This window comes from Pedobacter sp. Leaf250, assembly GCF_920984735.1.
In the GTDB taxonomy this organism is placed as follows: Bacteria; Bacteroidota; Bacteroidia; order Sphingobacteriales; family Sphingobacteriaceae; genus Pedobacter.
The window spans coordinates 44,030-59,923 of record NZ_CAKLBU010000013.1; the positions used below are offsets into that span (position 1 = coordinate 44,030).

Below are 15,894 nucleotides of genomic sequence, written 5' to 3' on the forward strand. Positions count from 1 at the left end.
ATCCACAAATGAAACTCAAAATTACTCTCGCAATCAGTTTTCTCGCACTGCTTATTGGTTTTACTGCTTTTAAGATTGACGATGACCCATTTACGTCACTACTAAAAAAGCTGGATGATTATACCAATAAATACCAGCAAGAGAAAGTATACCTGCATTTAGATAAACCTTACTACGCCATTGGCGATGATATTTGGTTTAAAGGTTATGTAATTAATGCCAAAACAACTGCGCCATCTCAATTAAGCAAAATTTTGTATGTAGAGTTAATTAATGAGAAGGATTCAGTAAAAAAACTAGTCAAATTACCACTAATTAGTGGTATAACCTGGGGTGATTTTAAGCTGACAGATTCGTTGGGAGAAGGGAATTATCGGATTAGAGCCTATACCAACTACATGCGAAATTTTGGAACAGAATTTTTCTTTGATAAAACGATAAAAATTGGAAACAGTTGGGCAAACAAAGTATTTACCAAAACAGATTACACCTTTACGAAAGAGAATAATGTAAACAAGGTTGAAGCAACCATTCATTTTGAAGATAAAAATGGGATTGCTTATAAAGAAAGTGAAGTGAGCTATGACGTACAGCTTGATTATAGGTCTGTTGCAAAAGGGAAAGCCAAAACAAATCTTTCTGGTGATGCCGTAATCAATTTTACAAGTAATCAAATGTTGGCAAATAAATCAGGAAGAATTGTTGCCACCTTAACATTAGAGAACAAGCAAAAAGTGGTAAAAACCATTCCTATAACCTCTACGTCTAATGATGTTGATGTTCAGTTTTTACCAGAAGGAGGCTCAATGATCGAGAATCTTCCTCAAAAAATTGCCATAAAAGCTATCAATGCAAGCGGCAATGGAGAAAATATTAAAGGAGTAATTGTTGATGAAGCGGGTGTTAAAATTACATCTTTTGAAACCACCTACTTGGGTATGGGGAATTTTGTTTTTAATGCTCAACCAGGAAAAAATTATACTGCCAAAGTAAAATTCAAAGACGGTAGTGGCAAAGATTTGAAACTACCTACAGCTCAAAAAGCAGGTTATACCATGGCAATTACAAATTCTGACACGGCAAAGGTTACGGTAAAAATTATGGCTAGCGAAAGTTTAATCAACGGTAGTGAGTTAAAGGTTGTAGCACAGCAGGCCGGTAATGTTTTTTATGTTTCAAAAGCCAAAATGGATAAACAGGTTTTGGTTGCCAATATTCCGAAGAAAAATTTACCAATCGGCGTGGTACAATTCACTTTGTTTTCTACCACAAACCAACCAATAGCCGAAAGGTTAATTTTTGTAAACCACAAGGTGGATTTAATAGATCTTAAATTAAATACTTCGGCTGTATCAACGGCCAAAAGGGGAAAATCTACTTTTAGTTTTGATGCCAGCAATCAGAATAAACCTGTGTTAAGCGTGTACTCTGTTGCAGTTACCAACGCTACAAAAGTTGCCCCCGATGAAGATAATGAGACGAATATTCTTACTTCGCTTTTATTAACTTCTGATTTAACTGGATACATTGAAAAGCCAAATCATTACTTTTTAAATGATGATGCTAAAACAATGAAAGAGTTGGATAATTTAATGCTGACGCACGGCTGGAGCAGATTCTTGTGGCGAAATGTAGCGGCAGGAACCGGACCGGCCATTACTTACACTCCAGAAAACTCACTTAGCATTAGTGGGACGGTTACCAAAGGTGGCAAACCAGTTCCAGGTGGTAAGGTAATGATTATGGCATCTAAGGGTACGTTTTTTATTGTCGATACGGTAACTAATGCCGACGGAAGATTTGTATTCGATAATTTAAATTTTCCTGATAGCACCAAATTTGTAGTTCAGGCAAGAACAAAATCGGAACGTAAATTTGTTGACATTAACTTAGATGTTGTACCAAACCAAGTGGTAACCAAAAATAAAAACACAGGCGACGTTGAGGTTAATGTGAACAATTCTTTAATGAAATACATCAAAGAAAGCGATAATTATTTTAACGAGATGACCAGGTTAGGCTTATTGGAAAGAACCATAAAGTTAGAGGAAGTTACCATTACAGAGAAAAGAAATCCTGCTAAAAATTCGGCCAATTTAAATGGTGCTGGAAGGGCAGATTTTATTATGACTGCTGATGATCTTTCCACCTGTATAACATTGTCGCAATGTTTACAAGGGCGTTTGCCTGGCGTAATATTTAGGGGGAATATTCCCTATTTGATGCGTAGTCAGGATAGTCCTATGTCGATCATTTTAGATGGGATGCGGGTAGAAGCCGATTTCTTGGATAATATTGTTCCTTCTGACGTGGAATCGATCGAGTTATTGAAAAGCATTGGCAATACTGCTATTTATGGTTCTCAAGGCGGCGGTGGCGTAATTGTTATAACTACTAAACGTGGCGGTGGAACAGCAAATTATAATCGATATGCTCCTGGAGTGGTTACGTTAAGTCCGAAAGGTTTTTCGGTTTCAAGAGAATTTTATTCTCCAAAATACGATGCGGCTACAAACAATAATAGGGCAGATTTAAGAACAACCATTTATTGGAATCCACAAGTGGTTGCTGAAAATGATGGCAAAGGAAAATTTGAATATTACAATGCCGACGAACCGGGGCAATATCGAGTAGTGATTGAAGGTATTGATGCTTTTGGGCATTTAGCCAGAAAAGTTTACACTTATGATGTGAAATAGAGAAAAATAAATAGATTTGAATATTATGCAAGCATAGTTAATAATGTTTGCATAATATTTCAATATTTACATTTTGAAAACTTAACATGAATACAATAAAAGTAAGTGTAAAAGATAGGTTGGCCACAATTACGTTGAGCAGAGGTAAATCAAACGCATTAAATGGCGAATTAATAACCGAACTTGATGATATGCTTAAAAATATTTCGGCCGATGATAATGTTGGTGGTGTAATTTTAACTGGTAACGCACCATTCTTCTCCGCTGGTTTAGATTTGGTTGAGCTTTATAATTACAATGAAGAAGAAGTTAAATCCTTCTGGAAATTATTTTTAGATTTCACCGCAAACCTGGTTTCTTTTAAAAAACCTATGGTAGCAGCCATTAGCGGTCATAGTCCTGCGGGCGGTTGCGTAATGGCACTTGCTTGCGATTATCGGGTAATGGCCGAAGGCCAATATATTATCGGTTTAAATGAAGTACCAGTAGGTATTATTGTTCCAAATAGTATTTTTCAAATGTATGCTTTTTGGCTTGGTAAGGCGGAAGCAACACGTAGTTTGTTAACGGGAAAACTATATAATCCTGAAGAGGCGCTTAAAGTTGGTTTGGTTGATGAATTGGTGAAAAACGAAAGCTTGCTTACTGCTGCAGAAAGAAAGATCAAGAAATTTATGGAACTGGAAAGCAATACCTGGTCGCAAAGTAAATTAAATATTCGCGAAGAGTTAATTGGGGCGGTAACCGCAGATCAATCGGAAGCATTAGAAAAAATGCTCACTCAATGGTGGTCGCCTACCACCCGCCATATTTTAAAAACAATTATCGAAAGCCTTCAAAGAAAGTGATGCATATATCAATAAGCAGTTTCTAGTTTCATCTGCTTATCTGAACAGTTTCAGATTTATCATTATCCAATTAACAATTTAACCTACTAACCACAATATTATGTTCAATTATAACTCCCCGATGCTTAGAGATGATGCTTTAAAAGGTAAAACCATAGTAATTACCGGAGGTGGAACAGGTTTAGGTAAAGCAATGGGAATCTATTTTTTGAAACTTGGGGCTAATTTGGTAATTACCAGTCGTAAGCAAGAGGTTTTGCAAAAAACAGCAGATGAAATGGAGGAGAAAACCGGGGGAAAAGTTTTGGCTGTAGCCTGCGATGTGAGAGAAGTAGAGCAGGTAGAAAATGTTCTGGTGAAAACATTGGAGAGGTTTGGATCTGTTGATGTTCTGTTAAACAACGCTGCTGGCAATTTTATTTCTCCGACTGAAAGGTTATCTGCGAATGCTTTTTCATCAATAATTGATATTGTTTTAAAAGGAACAGTAAACTGTACACTCACTTTTGGTAAACATTGGATTAAACAAAAACAAGCAGCAACGGTATTAAATATTATTACAACTTACGCATTTACAGGCTCTGCGTATGTCGTGCCGTCGGCTTGTGCGAAAGGTGGTGTTTTGGCTTTAACCAGATCATTAGCGGTGGAGTGGGGCAAATACGGAATCAGAATGAATGCCATTGCTCCGGGTCCATTCCCTACAAAAGGTGCATGGGAAAGGCTGTTGCCAGGTGATTTAGCCAAGAAGTTCGATTTCAAAAACCGCGTACCATTAAAGCGAGTTGGTGATCACCAGGAATTGGCCAATTTGGCTGCATTTTTAGTAAGCGATTTTTCGGGTTACATTAATGGTGAAGTAATCACGATAGATGGTGGAGAATGGTTGCAAGGTGCCGGACAAATGAACGGCTTAGAGGCAATTCCAAATGAAATGTGGGATATGCTGGAGCAAATGACCAGAAGCGCTAAGGGAAGTTAAAAGCTGAAACTAAAAAGTGAAAAGTAATAAGTTAATAGTAAAAAGTTAATAGTAAAAAGTTGAAAGTTGGGGTGAGACTTTTTCTCCAAGTCACCAAACTTTTCAACTTGCCCAGCCTCCAACCCACCAACTTCCCCAATACCAACTTTCCAACTGATTAACTTTCCAACATTTCAATATTCAATTTTCCAACACTAATCCTATCTTTGCCCGTATGAATATCTTACTTTTAGGTTCAGGCGGCAGAGAAAGTGCATTTGCCTGGAAAATGAGCCAGTCTTCGCAATGCGATAAATTAATTATTGCACCAGGAAACGGTGGAACAGGTGTTTATGGCACTAATATCAACATCAATGTAAATGATTTTGATTCCATTAAAAAGGTAGTTCTTGCTGAAAATATCGAATTGGTTGTGGTTGGGCCTGAAGAACCTTTGGTAAATGGTATTCACGATTTTTTTTTAGCTGATGAAGCAATTGCTCATATTCCGGTTATTGGACCAAAAAAAGAAGGTGCAATTTTAGAGGGAAGTAAAGATTTTTCCAAACAATTTATGGAACGCCACGGAATCCCGACAGCGGCCTCAAAATCATTTACTCCTGATACTTTAGATGAAGGTTTAGCCTATTTAGAAACGCATGCTTTGCCAGTAGTTTTAAAAGCTGATGGTTTGGCGGCTGGTAAGGGCGTTTTAATCTGCACAGAAACGGTTGAGGCGCAGGAAGAATTAAAATTAATGCTAGGTGGTAAATTTGGTGCAGCTGGTGCTACGGTGGTAATCGAAGAATTTTTAAGTGGTATCGAACTTTCAGTATTCATTTTAAGCGATGGTGAAAATTATGTAACCCTTCCATCGGCCAAAGATTATAAAAGAATTGGACAAAATGATACAGGCTTAAATACTGGCGGAATGGGTTCGGTTTCCCCTGTACCATTTGCTACTCCAGAGTTTTTGCAAAAAGTTGAAGAGCGAATTATTAAACCAACGGTTGAGGGTTTAAAGAAAGATAATATCGATTATACAGGTTTCATTTTCTTTGGTCTAATTAAAGTAGGTGAGGAGCCTTTTGTAATCGAATACAATGCCCGAATGGGCGATCCGGAAACGGAAAGTGTTATTCCACGTATTGAAAACGATTTGGTAGAATTATTTATGGCTACTGCCAATAAACAATTGAACCAGGTTAATTTGGTTATTTCTGAACAGACTGCAGCAACTGTAATGATCGTTGCTGGTGGCTATCCCGGAGAATATTTAAAGGGTAAGGCCATATCAGGAATTGAAAACTTACGCCATTCAAATGCATTCCATGCAGGTACTTTGTTGGATAATGATGTAGTTAAAACCAATGGCGGACGCGTAATTGCGATCACCAGTTTACAAAAAGATTTATTTACTGCTTTACAGTGTGCAACTGCCGATGCCGGAAGAATTTACTTTGATGGTAAATATTTTAGGGAAGATATCGGTTTTGATTTAGTTTAGTATCAAACGAAGCCCGTTATTATTAATTGCAGGTAAGTTATAGCTAGGATCAAAGTTTTCTATATTTCATAAAATAACAAAACAAAAAAGCCGCAATTTTCAGATTATCATATCTGCAAATTGCGGCTTTTATTTTTATCAGAAAGCCTTACTTTGTTTTGCTTCCCAATAACTCTTGAAGTTTATCTTGCAAAGCTTGTTCTCTTAAACCTCTAGCAATGATTTTACCTGTTGGATCTATCAAAAAGTTAGCTGGTATAGAGCGAATGCCATACATCTGAGCAACTTCATTGTTCCAGAATTTTAAATCAGAAACATGTGTCCAGGTTAATTTGTCTGCTTGAATAGCTTTTAACCAAGCTGCTTTTTGTCCTGGTTTATCTAACGATACACCTAAAACTGTAAAGCCCTTATCTTTAAATTTGTTGTAAGCCACAACTACATTTGGGTTTTCCTGGCGGCAAGGGCCACACCATGATGCCCAAAAATCTACCAGCACATATTTTCCTTTAAAATCAGATAATTTAACGGGTTTGCCAGCGGTATCTGTTTGAGTAAAATCCATTGCCATTACACCAACAGCAGTTTTTCTGCCGGCATCAAACATTGTTGACAATTGTTTTCCATTTGGTGTTGCTTTCAGCTCCGGAGATAAGGCAGTAAATGCTTTTTCAGCCGCAGTTGCCTGATCAGGATCGCTAGCCAATTGACCAATCGCACTTAAGCTGATGTATGATTTCGGATTATTCTGTGCAAAATTTAATAAAAGTGGTGGTAACGCTTCTGATTCTTTTTCAAATTTTGCCCTAAGCCCGTTCATTAACGATTCGTCATTTCTCTGCTCTGGCGTAAAAGCCCTATATTCTGCATCTATCGCCATTAGCTTATCGTTAACGGGTTTAGTTAAAGCTTTTAATTTTTTGGCATCATCATTTACCGGCGAACCAACTATTGTAGCATTCTTTAATGAATCTGTCGCTGTTAAATTAATATTGCCTGGTTCTAAATAAATAGATAAGCCATCTAATTTTTCACCTTCGGCAGGGCGGTTAACATAAGGATTTTTATTTAAATATAAGCTTCCTTGAGCGGGGTTTGCAACTGTTCCCTTAAAAGAGAAAGCGCCGTTTGCAACTGTTGTAGAATCGGTAATGTTGTTTCCATCACCCTGATAAATTAGATATACTTTATTACCGGTTTTTAAGCCTTTGATGTTACCATTTAGTGTAAACGGTTTTTGTGCCAAAGCTGCTAACGGCAATAATGCCAGTGCAGATAATAATATTTTTTTCATGAATGGGATTAAGTGTTTTTCAAAAGTAGGGATATATACAACTAGAACGCAATTGCTTGTGTAAAATTATGGTCGCTTTTGGTAGTAAAATTCATTACAGCAAATAAGCTGTTCATGTTAATTTTAAAACCTAATTCTGGTTAAGAGAGTTTCTGGAAAGTTCGCCACCATAAATCTGGCATTTCGCCATTAACTGCAGTTTGATAGTCATCATACCGGCAAGGCACCAAATGATAACGCTCATTTTTTGATTGACCTGATGGATATGGAACCTGCATCCACCAGCGATCTGATTTTTTGCTTTTCACAAATACCATTTCGCCCGAACCATCTTTCAAGCTGGTTCTATAAATCATAAATTGTGATTTTGGTGTAAGTGGAAAATCCTTTTTGCGGGCATAAAAACCATCAACAAAATACCAAACCATTTGCGCCAATAAAAATGCGGTCTGTCCATTATTATCGTATGCAGGGTTAAATTCGTAAAAACCAATTGAAGTTAGTTTATCATTCATGCCAGCATAGCGGGCAATTCTGCAGGCTTCTTCACCATCGAAGCCATTTGGCGTGGTATTCGCATTTGCTGCGGCATCGGCAGAACGGATAGCACCTAAATCAAAACTGATCATGTTCGCATTGCGGATAATCGGTTCAGTTAAAGTAATATCCTGGGCAAATTCTCCTAAGCGGTGCACATCAAAGTAAAGTTTATCCATCACACTTAAACTCTCCTGATTTACAAAATAAGTTTGATAACCAAGATTGCTATAATTGAAAAGATAATTGGGTTGATGAAGGAAAATCTTATTTAAATAACAATCTGATTTGGTTTCGATACCTGGATTGTCATCATCTCCAATATCAAATTGATTGTCGATAATCACCAAATCTACTTTCTGCTCCAAATCTTCATAGCCTAAATACTGCGCATAGGTTAAATCTTGTCCGCCACCAATTATAATCGGAATAATGTCCTTTTTAATTAACTCTGATACCGCCATTTTAATAGCGATATAAGTGTCGGAAACGGTAGCACCATGTTTTATATTTCCCAGATCGACAATTTTACTACTAAAAGCTCCTTCATTTAGCTTGTAAAATTTTTCCCTGAAATAATCTGGCGCTAGCGCACAACCTTCATTATTCACGGCACCTCTTCCATCAAGTACGCCAAAAATTGCCAAATCGTAAGTGGTATCTTCAAAATCTGGAAACGATTCAGTAAAAATTTGTGCTTTTAAACCCAGCTGGCTTGTTAAAAATCCTTGCTTTGGTGTAAAACTATCAGGGTTAATTGGGGAAAAGAAATCCGTTAATGACATATATTTAAAACTCTCGGCTCAAATATCTATTTTTGAATGCGTATTTCCACATATAGCTCGAAAAAAATATAATGATACTGGTAACCGGAGGAACGGGATTTTTAGGATCTGAATTGATAAAACAATTAACCGATAAGGGTTTATCCATTCGAGCGCTGAAACGTGAAAATTCAAAAATACCTTCTATTATTCTTGGTAATCCACTAATCGAATGGGTAGTAGCCGATATTAATGAGCTCGCTGATTTGGAGGATGCCTTTGAAGATGTAACGAAGGTTTATCATTGTGCGGCATTCGTATCTCTAAATTCAAAGCATAAAAAACAACTATTTCATGTTAATATTGATGGAACATCGAACATTGTTAATCTGTGTGCAGAAAATAATTGCCGACTGTTGCATGTAAGTTCCATTGCGGCTTTGGGCATCGCGAAAAAAGGCCATAAAATTTCAGAGAAGGATTTTTGGGAATATGATTCCAAAGCACACGCCTATGGACTCTCCAAATACGAGGGAGAAATGGAAGTGTGGCGTGGAATTAATGAGGGCCTTAATGCGATAATTGTAAATCCATCTGTTATTATCGGTAAAAGCGCAGGGTTTGAAGGGAGTGGGGCAATTTTTAAATTGGTAAAAAATGGCTTTCCTTTTTATACTGATGGCGCTTCAGGGTTCGTCGATGTAGAAGATGTAGTTAAAGCCATGATTTCATTAATGGAAAGCGAGGTTTCAGGAGAACGCTACATCTTATCTTCTGAAGATGTTCATTATAAAGATTTATTTACTGAAATAGCTTTGGGTTTTGATGTAAAACCCCCAGTTAAGGAAGCAAAATCCTGGATGCTCGGGCTTGCCTGGAGGGCTTTAAAATTTGCTTCGCTATTTACCCGAAATGAACCATCAATAACAAAAGATACCGCGAAAAGCAGCGTAACTTTAAGTTATTACAATAATAATAAAGTAATTGAGCAAACCGGAATTGTTTTTAAACCCATTGCTCAAAGCATACAAGAAATTACCCAACACTTAAAATAATGCCCAAACAAAAAGCGTATTACATTATCGATTTCGATAGCACTTTTACCCAGGTAGAAGCACTTGATGAACTCGCAAGAATCTCTTTGAAGAACCACCCAGATAAAGAGGCTATTTTCCAAAAAATTGAAGATTATACCAACCTGGCCATGGAAGGCAAGCTTTCTTTTTCAGAAAGTTTAGCTCAAAGGGTGAAATTGTTGGAGGCCAGTGAAGATCATTTAAAGCAACTGATCAAACACCTAAAGAAAAAAGTTTCTACCTCATTTTCTCGGAACGCTGCGTTTTTTAAAAAACATGCTGATGATGTACTTATCGTTTCGGGTGGATTTAAAGAATTTATTACGCCAGTTGTCAGTCAATATCACATTAAAAAAGAAAATATTTACGCCAATACTTTTGTAACCACTGGCGATGGAAAAATTATTGATTACGACCATGCTAATCCTTTAAGTGAAGAAGGTGGAAAAGTAAAACTGCTTCAGTATTTAAAATTAGAAGGAGAGCTATTTGGCATTGGAGATGGATATTCTGATTTTCAATTAAGAGAGAGTGGATTGATTAATAAGTTTTTCGCTTTTACAGAGAATATTGCCCGAGAAAGCATTGTTGCAAAAGCCGATCATGTAACGCCAAGTTTTGATGAGTTTCTTTATGTGAATGATTTGCCCAGAGCAATATCCTATCCAAAAAACAGAATTCTTTGCCTTGTTATTGGTGATGTGGATCCATTAACGCTTTCAATATTAAAAAATGATGGGCTATCCATCAGGCATAAAACTTCTTTCGAAGAAAAATATGTTAAAGATGTTGGCATAATCGTTTTTGCCGATGGTGAAAAAATGGATAAAGAGCAATTAAAAAACGCCGCAAAGCTTAAAACAATTGGTTATCTAGGAAATGCAAAGAGTAAAATTGATCTAAATCTTTGCACCAAACAGGGTATTGTGGTTTTCGATGATCCAAAAAATAATCCCCGAAACATTGATTTTATTCCAAAGCGTGTGGCAGATTTTATGAATACAGGTGCCACCTATTTAAGCAGCAATTTCCCGAATTTGCAATTGCCTAAAATCGATAAATCGCACAGATTGATTCATATTCATAGAAATGTTCCAGGAATTATGGCTAAAATCAATACTGTTTTCGCAAAGCATGATATCAATATTGTAAGTCAGTTTTTAATGACTAACCCTGAGATTGGTTATGCCATAACAGATATTAATGCCGAATACGATAAACAGCTATTTAAATCTTTGAAAAAGATTGAGCATACCATAAAATTCAGGGTACTGTACTAAATAAATGATAATGAAGCAGTTATTAATCGTTTTTGTTGGTGGTGGAATCGGAAGTTTAGCGAGGTATTTAGTCACCAAGCTTTATGCAGGTTGGGTAACAAAATTTCCATATGCAACGTTAACATCAAATGTGCTAAGTTGCTTGGTAATGGGATTGTTTCTGGGGTATTTTCTCCAAAAATCAAATATGAATGATAATCTTAAGCTTTTCATTATTACGGGCTTTTGTGGCGGTTTTAGCACATATTCTACCTATACATTAGAAACCATAAATCTATACAAGGATAATCAGTTGGGTATGGCAATGTTTAATATTTTAATCAATTTTATACTTTGTGTGGCTGGTATTTTAGGAGGAATGTATCTTTCCAAATTAAAGCTTGTCTAAAACAAACATTCGCATGGATTTTACACCAGAAATAAAAGACAAACTTCATCAGCTGCATGAAAAATATACAGCAATGGGTCAGGATATGGCTTCATATCTTGATGGATTATTATATGCCGATTTCCTCACTTATTGGGACTATATTCATTTAGATACTCTATTAAGTTTACAAAGTCCTAAAACACCGATTCCTGATGAAGAAATTTTCATCATGTATCACCAGATTACAGAGCTTTATTTTAAGCTGGCATTGCATGAGTGCAGGCAAATTGCCGAACATGAAAATTTAACTGTGGAATTATTTGCTGCAAGGGTAAAAAGAATCAACGCATATTTTAATGCATTAACCACATCTTTCGAGGTGATGGTTGATGGTATGGAGAAAGAGCAGTTTTTAAAATTCAGGATGTCGCTTTTGCCTGCAAGCGGTTTTCAATCCGGTCAATACAGAATGATTGAAATTTGTGCCACTGATTTTATTCGCCTAGTAGATAAAAGCAAGCGGGAGGCATTAGTGTGCGCCACCATCGAAGAACAATTTGAACATATTTATTGGAAATTCGGCGCTACAGAACTATCATCAGGCAAGCAAACCTTAACATTAAAGCAGTTTATAAAGAAGTATGCAGCTCAATTTTTACAGTTGGCTAAGGATCGATCATTAACCAATTTCTCTGCACTTTATCATCGATTACTGGCCAGTGGAGCAGACGTTTCAGTTCTTGAAGATGAATTGCGCAAGCTGGATTTATATGTAAATGTAGAATGGCCACTTTCGCACTACAAATCTGCAGTGCGTTATTTAGAAAAAGACCCTGTAGATGTGGCCGCAACTGGCGGAACAAACTGGCAGAAATACTTACCTCCTCGTTTTCAAAAAAGAATTTTTTATCCCTTTTTATGGAGCGAAGAACAAATGGAAGGGTGGGGTAAGGGTTGGGTGCTTAGTGTACTCAAAACACTCAAAAACAAAGATTAATATCAGAAAAGACTATTAAAAAACCTTGTTTTTTCCTAATTTGCACAAATTAACAATGATTGATGTAGTGAATGATGAAATGATCGGATTTTTGGCAATGAAATCATTCAATCAATTCAATATTCAATCATTCAAAATTTAACAATATGACCGAGACATTAGATATAAAAATCACCAATGCTGATCAAACCCGTTTAACAGTTACTGATTTTTCTCAATTACCATTCGGTAAAGTTTTTACCGACCACATGTTTACCGCCGATTACGAAGATGGTGAATGGAAAAATTTACAGATTCTTCCATACGGACCGATTCCAATGAGCCCTGCAATTTCTGCGCTACATTATGGCCAGGCAATTTTTGAAGGCTTAAAAGCTTATCGCCAACCTGATGGTAAAATTAGTGTCTTCCGTGCTGATAAAAACTTTGAGCGCTTTAATAAATCTGCCGCTAGAATGTCTATGCCAACAATTCCTGAAGAGATTTTTATGCAGGGATTGGCTGCTTTGATTAATGAAGATGAAAAGTGGGTGCCAAATCAAAACGATTACGCATTGTATATTCGCCCTGTAATGTTTGCTACCGATCCGTATTTAGGCGTAAAGGCATCAGATACTTATAAGTTTGCTTTGCTCACTACACCTACTGGTCCTTATTACAGTTCTGCATTGAAGGTTAAAATCGAAACTGAATTTACCCGTGCGGATGAAGGTGGTGTAGGCTTTGCTAAAACTGCTGGAAATTATGCCCGTTCATTATACCCATTCGAACAAGCAAAAAAGGAAGGTTTTGACCAGTTAATCTGGACAGATTCAGTAACCCACGAATATATTGAGGAAGCTGGAACTGCAAATTTAATTTTCGTTATTAATGGAAAATTAGTTACGCCTTCTATTCGCAGTACCGTATTGGACGGTGTTACTCGTGATACCATTATCAAATTGGCTAAAGATGCGAGTATCGACGTGGAAGAGCGTCGTGTTTCTGTTGCCGAAGTAGTAGAAGGAATTAAGAATGGCACTTTAACTGAAGCCTTCGCTGCAGGTACAGCGGCAACTGTTACGCATGTTGGAGTTATTGGTTACAAAGGCGAAACCTTTCAATTGACAGATCCTTCAACAAGAAATATCTCTAACGGTATTGCTAAAAAATTAAATGATATCCGTTATGGCTTGGCTCCAGATGAATTTGGCTGGAACTGGGTATTGTAAAAAAAATATTTAACACAAAAAAATGCCTCAACTTCTTTTAAGTATGGGGCATTTTTTTTTGAGCTAATCTTTATTCCTTTATCTAATCTTATTTATCTAAAATTACTACACCTTTAGCTTCGAAAGCCAATTCCTTTTTTGGATCAGTAATTTTGGCAACTTCCTCTGGCGATTTTTTAGCATCTTCAGCATAGTGACGTAAAGTTTCTACCGAGATGGTTTGTTTTTTAGCGATACCGTCTAAAACAACGTTTTTACCAACAATATCCATTGGCATAAAGAAAGCATAATCTTTAAACGTTACACGCATTGGGTCGCCGTTTGGCATTTGCAATGTCATCCAACACCCTTTTTTCTTGCAAACATCAACAACCTTACCTTCAATTTTCATGTCGACTGTTTTTTTGTCGCCCATTGCTGCTTCCATTTTAGCTGCAGGCTTAACATCACCAGATTTAACTTCTTCACCAAATTTCTGACCTGTATAGGCTGTTTGAGCAAATGCTATTGCGGCGAATAGCCAAAAACCAAGGCTTAAAATGATCTTTTTCATTGTTTATATTTTAATATCTGTTTCAGTTACTTATCTGATCCAAAGTTATTTAAAATTTTTCTAAATAGTGAAGACAAAAAAAATCCTTGCTAGCTCTCACTAACGAGGAAAATCATCCCTATTGTTATAGATCACATCCCATGATGTACAACATAATACGTTAGGCAAATCTTAAACCAAAATGCCAAACTCCTATTGTTAGGTTGTTATTATGTTGCTTATTAATATTTTATAAATTTTTAAATAGTGTGCCAAATATTTTTATAATGTGGGACTGGGTAATCTATTCAACTAATTGTAGAAAAGTGTAGAAAATATTCCCCGGGATATAAAGCGAAATTTAACCGAAAATCATTCCAAAAACTTCCTCAATTTTACTTACCGCTTTAATTTCGATGTTGTATTTTGAAATGTCTATTCCTTTTAGATTATATTTTGAAATGAAAATGGTTTCAAAACCTAATTTATCTGCTTCGGCAATACGTTGTTCAATTCTATTTACTGCTCTAATTTCTCCTGATAAACCAACTTCAGCAGCAAAACAGTTTTTTGAAGAAATTGGAATATCCTGCTGCGATGAGATGATGGCAATTAGCACTGCCAAATCAATCGCAGGATCTTCAACTCTGATTCCACCTGCAATATTTAAGAAAACATCTTGCGTACTTAATCTGAAGCCACAACGTTTTTCTAAAACAGCCAGTAGCATATTCATTCGCTTAGTGTCGAAGCCAGTTGCAGACCTTTGCGGTGTGCCATAAGCGGCAGAACTTACCAGTGCTTGTGTTTCGATAAGCATGGGTCTGGCACCTTCTAACATTGCTGATATAGCGATTCCGGTTAATTCTTCATCACGTTGAGATAAAAGAATTTCTGATGGATTAGAAACTTCTCTCAATCCACTTCCCTGCATTTCATAAATACCCAATTCTGCTGCGGCGCCAAAACGATTTTTAATGGAACGCAAGATGCGATACACGTGATGCCTGTCGCCTTCAAACTGCAAAACCGTGTCGACCATGTGTTCCAGTATTTTAGGGCCTGCAATGGCACCATCTTTTGTAATATGGCCTATAAGAAAAACAGGAACGCCGGTTTCTTTAGCGAAGCGCAACAATTCGGCAGTACATTCTCTTACCTGGGATACACTTCCTGGTGTGGAATCAATATGAGAAGAATGTAAGGTTTGGATGGAATCAACAACCAATATTTCAGGTTCTAAAATTTCAATTTGCTTGAAGATGTTTTGGGTTGATGTTTCGGTTAAAATATAGCAATCTGATGAAGGTGTTTCTTTAATTCGTTCGGCCCGCATTTTGATTTGCTGCTCACTTTCTTCACCAGAAATATAAAGCAGTTTTTTGCCTTTTAGGTTTAATGCCAGCTGGAGCATTAAGGTAGATTTGCCTATGCCAGGTTCTCCTCCAATTAACACCAATGAACCTTCTACCAAACCTCCGCCTAAAACCCGGTCCAGTTCTTTATCGCCAGTTAAAATTCTTCTCTCGACCGATGATTGAATATCATCAACCTTACTGGGTTTACTTAATTTCCTGGTGCTGGTTTCTGTTTTCCATGTTGGAACCGATGTAGCAGTTTTCTCAATGATTTCTTCTACAAAAGTATTCCATTGATTACATGATGGGCATTTACCCAACCATTTTGCCGATTCATAGCCACAGCTTTGACAGAAGTATGCCGTTTTTGTTTTTGCCAATTGATTTTGAATTTTAGATCCGATTTTTTAATCAGATTACGAATTTAGCTTTTCTCTTTTAAAAACCTCGCAGGTTTATT

Annotated in this window: 13 protein-coding genes; 9 read left to right on the forward strand and 4 right to left on the reverse strand. The window is 36.8% G+C overall.

Translation table 11 applies throughout. The features are described from left to right. The first annotated feature begins 8 nt into the window (after window positions 1-8). From LUA91_RS12995 to purD, 4 genes are all read left to right on the forward strand, one after another. Window positions 9-2,699, forward strand: a complete 2,691-nt coding sequence (locus LUA91_RS12995) for a carboxypeptidase-like regulatory domain-containing protein (RefSeq protein ID WP_231426484.1) — start codon at window positions 9-11, stop codon at window positions 2,697-2,699. 86 nt (window positions 2,700-2,785) lie between these two features. After that, entirely contained in the window at window positions 2,786-3,547 is a 762-nt protein-coding gene (locus LUA91_RS13000) for an enoyl-CoA hydratase/isomerase family protein (RefSeq protein WP_231426485.1), read from the forward strand. Window positions 3,548-3,647: 100 nt separating this feature from the next. Continuing rightward, on the forward strand, window positions 3,648-4,529 hold the full coding sequence (locus tag LUA91_RS13005; protein ID WP_231426486.1) for an SDR family oxidoreductase: 882 nt from the start codon (window positions 3,648-3,650) through the stop codon (window positions 4,527-4,529). Window positions 4,530-4,743: 214 nt separating this feature from the next. Then, window positions 4,744-6,015, forward strand: coding sequence for a phosphoribosylamine--glycine ligase (purD, locus tag LUA91_RS13010; RefSeq protein WP_231426487.1), 1,272 nt, complete (start codon window positions 4,744-4,746; stop codon window positions 6,013-6,015). A 148-nt stretch (window positions 6,016-6,163) separates the two neighbouring features. Here purD and LUA91_RS13015 read toward each other — a convergent pair whose 3' ends face one another. Continuing rightward, entirely contained in the window at window positions 6,164-7,309 is a 1,146-nt protein-coding gene (locus LUA91_RS13015) for a TlpA disulfide reductase family protein (RefSeq protein WP_231426488.1), read from the reverse strand. A 140-nt stretch (window positions 7,310-7,449) separates the two neighbouring features. Then, window positions 7,450-8,631 (reverse strand): formimidoylglutamase, encoded by a 1,182-nt coding sequence (locus tag LUA91_RS13020; protein WP_231426489.1) that lies wholly within the window; start codon window positions 8,629-8,631, stop codon window positions 7,450-7,452. Window positions 8,632-8,702: 71 nt separating this feature from the next. Between LUA91_RS13020 and LUA91_RS13025 the strand changes: the two genes are divergently transcribed. The 5 genes from LUA91_RS13025 (at window position 8,703) to LUA91_RS13045 (ending at window position 13,544) form a co-directional block, all read left to right on the forward strand. After that, window positions 8,703-9,665 carry an NAD-dependent epimerase/dehydratase family protein gene (locus tag LUA91_RS13025; RefSeq protein WP_231426490.1) on the forward strand — a complete coding sequence of 321 codons (963 nt, stop codon included), beginning with the start codon at window positions 8,703-8,705 and terminating at the stop codon, window positions 9,663-9,665. Further along, complete coding sequence (locus LUA91_RS13030) at window positions 9,665-10,966, forward strand: HAD-IB family phosphatase (protein WP_231426491.1); 1,302 nt, start codon at window positions 9,665-9,667, stop codon at window positions 10,964-10,966. The genes LUA91_RS13025 and LUA91_RS13030 overlap by 1 nt, the downstream gene beginning before the upstream one ends. Window positions 10,967-10,976: 10 nt before the next feature. Continuing rightward, window positions 10,977-11,354 carry a fluoride efflux transporter CrcB gene (crcB, locus tag LUA91_RS13035; protein WP_231426492.1) on the forward strand — a complete coding sequence of 126 codons (378 nt, stop codon included), beginning with the start codon at window positions 10,977-10,979 and terminating at the stop codon, window positions 11,352-11,354. Window positions 11,355-11,367: 13 nt separating this feature from the next. Then, entirely contained in the window at window positions 11,368-12,333 is a 966-nt protein-coding gene (locus LUA91_RS13040; protein ID WP_231426493.1) for a tryptophan 2,3-dioxygenase family protein, read from the forward strand. Window positions 12,334-12,479: 146 nt separating this feature from the next. After that, complete coding sequence (locus tag LUA91_RS13045; protein ID WP_231426494.1) at window positions 12,480-13,544, forward strand: branched-chain amino acid aminotransferase; 1,065 nt, start codon at window positions 12,480-12,482, stop codon at window positions 13,542-13,544. Between the two features lie 88 nt (window positions 13,545-13,632). Here the strand turns inward: LUA91_RS13045 and LUA91_RS13050 are convergent, their stop codons facing one another. Together LUA91_RS13050 and radA are read right to left on the reverse strand one after the other, a co-directional pair. Further along, entirely contained in the window at window positions 13,633-14,097 is a 465-nt protein-coding gene (locus LUA91_RS13050) for a DUF4920 domain-containing protein (RefSeq protein ID WP_231426495.1), read from the reverse strand. A 340-nt stretch (window positions 14,098-14,437) separates the two neighbouring features. Further along, a complete protein-coding gene (gene radA / locus LUA91_RS13055) occupies window positions 14,438-15,814 on the reverse strand; it encodes a DNA repair protein RadA (RefSeq protein ID WP_231426496.1) in 1,377 nt (458 codons plus the stop codon). Window positions 15,815-15,894: the final 80 nt, after the last annotated feature.

Excerpts from the sequence above, each read along its gene's own strand:
- LUA91_RS12995 (WP_231426484.1), top strand. The coding sequence starts at position 9 with ATGAAACTCAAAATTACTCTCGCAATCAGTTTTCTCGCACTGCTTATT.
- LUA91_RS13000 (WP_231426485.1), top strand. The coding sequence starts at position 2,786 with ATGAATACAATAAAAGTAAGTGTAAAAGATAGGTTGGCCACAATTACG.
- LUA91_RS13005 (WP_231426486.1), top strand. The coding sequence starts at position 3,648 with ATGTTCAATTATAACTCCCCGATGCTTAGAGATGATGCTTTAAAAGGT.
- purD (WP_231426487.1), top strand. The coding sequence starts at position 4,744 with ATGAATATCTTACTTTTAGGTTCAGGCGGCAGAGAAAGTGCATTTGCC.
- LUA91_RS13015 (WP_231426488.1), bottom strand. The coding sequence starts at position 7,309 with ATGAAAAAAATATTATTATCTGCACTGGCATTATTGCCGTTAGCAGCT.
- LUA91_RS13020 (WP_231426489.1), bottom strand. The coding sequence starts at position 8,631 with ATGTCATTAACGGATTTCTTTTCCCCAATTAACCCTGATAGTTTTACA.
- LUA91_RS13025 (WP_231426490.1), top strand. The coding sequence starts at position 8,703 with ATGATACTGGTAACCGGAGGAACGGGATTTTTAGGATCTGAATTGATA.
- LUA91_RS13030 (WP_231426491.1), top strand. The coding sequence starts at position 9,665 with ATGCCCAAACAAAAAGCGTATTACATTATCGATTTCGATAGCACTTTT.
- crcB (WP_231426492.1), top strand. The coding sequence starts at position 10,977 with ATGAAGCAGTTATTAATCGTTTTTGTTGGTGGTGGAATCGGAAGTTTA.
- LUA91_RS13040 (WP_231426493.1), top strand. The coding sequence starts at position 11,368 with ATGGATTTTACACCAGAAATAAAAGACAAACTTCATCAGCTGCATGAA.
- LUA91_RS13045 (WP_231426494.1), top strand. The coding sequence starts at position 12,480 with ATGACCGAGACATTAGATATAAAAATCACCAATGCTGATCAAACCCGT.
- LUA91_RS13050 (WP_231426495.1), bottom strand. The coding sequence starts at position 14,097 with ATGAAAAAGATCATTTTAAGCCTTGGTTTTTGGCTATTCGCCGCAATA.